The sequence below is a fragment of the Acidovorax sp. KPB24-03 genome (assembly GCF_057546605.1).
Genome location: NZ_BAAJYR010000416.1, coordinates 1 through 3030, shown reverse-complemented (window position 1 = coordinate 3030; position 3030 = coordinate 1). Strand labels below are relative to the sequence as shown.

3 protein-coding genes are annotated in these 3030 nt (G+C 70.8%); 1 reads left to right on the top strand and 2 read right to left on the bottom strand.

The annotated features are described in order from the left end of the window. Together AC27KI_RS21885 and AC27KI_RS21880 are read right to left on the bottom strand one after the other, a co-directional pair. The coding region (locus AC27KI_RS21885) for a phospholipase D-like domain-containing protein (RefSeq protein WP_487115807.1) at positions 1-567 on the bottom strand (567 nt) is incomplete at its 3' end. A gap of 20 nt (positions 568-587) precedes the next feature. Next, positions 588-1328 (bottom strand): endonuclease/exonuclease/phosphatase family protein, encoded by a 741-nt coding sequence (locus tag AC27KI_RS21880; RefSeq protein WP_284405500.1) that lies wholly within the window; start codon positions 1326-1328, stop codon positions 588-590. A 130-nt stretch (positions 1329-1458) separates the two neighbouring features. On the opposite strand from AC27KI_RS21880, the gene AC27KI_RS21875 reads away from it, so the two are divergent. Beyond that, a partial coding sequence (locus AC27KI_RS21875) for a response regulator (RefSeq protein ID WP_487115805.1) occupies positions 1459-3030 on the top strand: 1572 nt, incomplete at its 3' end.

Genomic DNA, 3030 nt, shown 5'->3' with positions numbered 1-3030 from the left:
CGCATCGGCCAGGCGGTGGCGGCGCGCGTCGCGCACCGCCTTGAGCCGCCACCACACGTGCTGCATGGCCTCGTCGGCCTGCTCCACCAGCCGGCCCTCGGCACGCACCGCGAAATCAAAGCGCGGGGCTTCCAGCACGCCGTGGTTGGGGTCGTGCAGGTCGTCCAGCACGTTGATGCCGCCGCAAAATAGCACGCAGCCGTCCACCACGCACAGCTTGCGGTGCAGCCGGCGCCAGCGGTGCGGCAGCAGCAGGCCCAGCGTGCCGACCGGCGAATACACCTGCATCTGCACGCCCGCGGCCTGGAAGCGCTCGGGCCACGGGCCGGGCAGCGAGCCGGTGCCCACGCCGTCCACCACCAGGTGCACGCGCACGCCGCGTTCGGCCGCGCGCACCAGCGCCTCGGCAATGGCGGCGCCGGTGCCGGTGCAGTCGAAGATGTAGGTCTCGAACTGGATGTCGGACGTGGCGGCGTCCATGTCGGCCACGAGGGCCGCGAACAGCTCCTCGGACCCCTGCAGCAAGCGGACGCGGTGGTCCGCGCCGAGCACGGCGGCATGCGACATGGCTCAAAGCCCCCCGCGGCTCACAGGCGGAACTCGGCGATGAGCGGCAGGTGGTCCGACATGCGCCACCAGATGCGCCCGCGCGGCACGTGCAGGCCGAGCGGCGTGAGCCCGCGCACGTACACGTGGTCGAGCTGCACCATGGGCAGGCGTGCCGGGTAGGTGAAGGTGCGGGGCGCCTCCTCGTACTCGTACAGCCCGCAGGCCGCCAGCGCGCGCTTGACCTGCAGGCCCCAGTCGTTGAAATCGCCGGCCACCACCAGCGGCTCGTCCGGCGGCACCTCGCGGGCGATGAAACGCTGCAACTGCGCCACCTGGCGCACGCGGCTGCCGGGGATCAGGCCCAGGTGCACCACGATGGCATGCACGCGGCGGCCGTGGATCTCGACCTCGACATGCAGCAGGCCGCGCTGCTCGAAGCGGTGGTCGGAGATGTCCTCGTGCCGGTGCCCGATCACCGGCCAACGCGACAGCAGCGCATTGCCGTGCTCGCCATGGCGGGTGACGGCGTTGGTGCGGTACACCGCCTCGTAGCCCTCGGGCGCCAGGAACTCGGCCTGGGGCATGTCGGGCCAGCGCTGGAAGTACTGCTGCTCGCGGCGGTGCATCTTGCGCACCTCCTGCAGGCAGACGATGTCGGCGTCGAGCTGCTCGACGGCATGGCCCAGGTTGTGGATCTCCAGGCGGCGGGCTGGGCCCAGGCCCTGTACTCCCTTGTGGATGTTGTAGGTGGCAACGCGCAGGATGTCGGAGGGGTCCATGGCGCGATTGTGTCGCAGGCGCGCGTCGTTCCGGTGTCAGCCTGCGGGAAGGGGCTTTTTTCCACCCTCGGGCCCGCGCCGCGCGGCCTACACTGTGCTCTTTGCTCAACGGGACGCGCGCCGCACCGCCATGGCCACCGCCAAAGAACCAGACTCCACGGAATCCCAGGCGCTGGTGATCGACAGCAACGCGACCTCGCGCAGCATCCTGGTGGCGCAGCTGCGCGAGTACGGCATCCACCGCGTGGTGCAGTGCAGCAGGGTGCAGGACGCGCGCAGCCGGCTGGAGCACACCGTGTTCGACTACGTGCTGTGCGAGCAGTATTTCGCCGAATCCGGGCAGTCCGGCCAGACGCTGCTGGACGACCTGCGGCGCGCCCAGATGCTGCCGTTTTCCACCGTGTTCTTCATGGTCACCGCCGAGGCCTCCTACGCCGCGGTGGCCGAGGCGGCCGAATCCGCGCTGGACGGCTACCTGCTCAAGCCCTTCACGCCCAGCGCGCTGTTCGAGCGGCTGGGCCTGGCGCGCCTGCGCAAGACCCACCTGCGCCCGATCTTCGATGCCATCGGGCGGGAAGACTTCGAGGCCGCCGCGCAGCTGTGCGTGGAGCGCTTCGAGGCGCGCAAGCCCTACTGGCTGTATGCCGCGCGCATCGGCACCGAGCTGCTGCTGCGCCTGGCGCGGCACGACGAGGCCCGCACCCTGTTCGAGGCGGTGATCGAGGCGCGCGCCCTGCCCTGGGCCAAACTGGGGGTGGCGCGGGCGCAGATCGAGTCCGGCCAGGCGCCGCGGGCCATCACCACCTTGCAGGGCCTGATCGGGGAGGACGCCTCGTTCGCCGACGCGTATGACGTGCTGGGGCGCGCGCAGGTCGAGATGGGCCATTTCGAGGACGCCATGGCCACCTACCGCACGGCCAGCGGCCTCACGCCGGACTCGGTGGTGCGCCTGCAAAAGCTCGGCATGATGGCCCACTACATGGGCGACCGCGAAACGGCGGCCAAGGCCCTGTCGCGCGCCGCGGTGCTGGGCATCGACTCCAAGCTGTTCGACTACCAGTCGCTGGTGCTGCTGGCCTTCGCGCACTTCGCGGGCAACGACCGCAAGGGCCTGGAACGCTGCATGGCCGACTTCGTGCGCATCCTGGAGCGCCATGGCGACAGCCGCCGCGTGCAGCGCTTCAGCGAAATCGTGGCGGCGCTGCAGCAGATCCAGCAGCGCCAGTTCGCCCAGGCCGTGGCGGGGGTGCGCTCCATGGCGCGCGAGATCGGCATCGGCGATTTCGACTACGAAGCCGCCTGCAACCTGAGCAGCCTGCTGGCCGTGCTGGCGGCCACCTCGATCGACCTGCAGGAGGGACCGGCGTGGGTCACCGCCATCGGCATGCGCTACGCCAACACGCGCGGCCTGTGCGAGCTGATGGCCAATGCCTGCCTGGTCCACCCCGACTACTCGGACATCGTGCGCGGCTGCCTGCCCCAGATCAACAAGGCCGCCGAGAACGCGGTGGCGCTCAGCCTGTCGGGTGATCCCGGCGGCGCGGTGGCGCAGTTGCTCGAAGCGGCCGGCACCACGCTCAACACCAAGCTGCTGGACCTGGCGCAGCAGATGCTGACCCGGCACGCCGCCCGCATCGACGACGCTGCAGCGCGGCAAGCGGCCATCGACGCCCTGCGCTCGCGCTGCGGCCCGACCACGCCG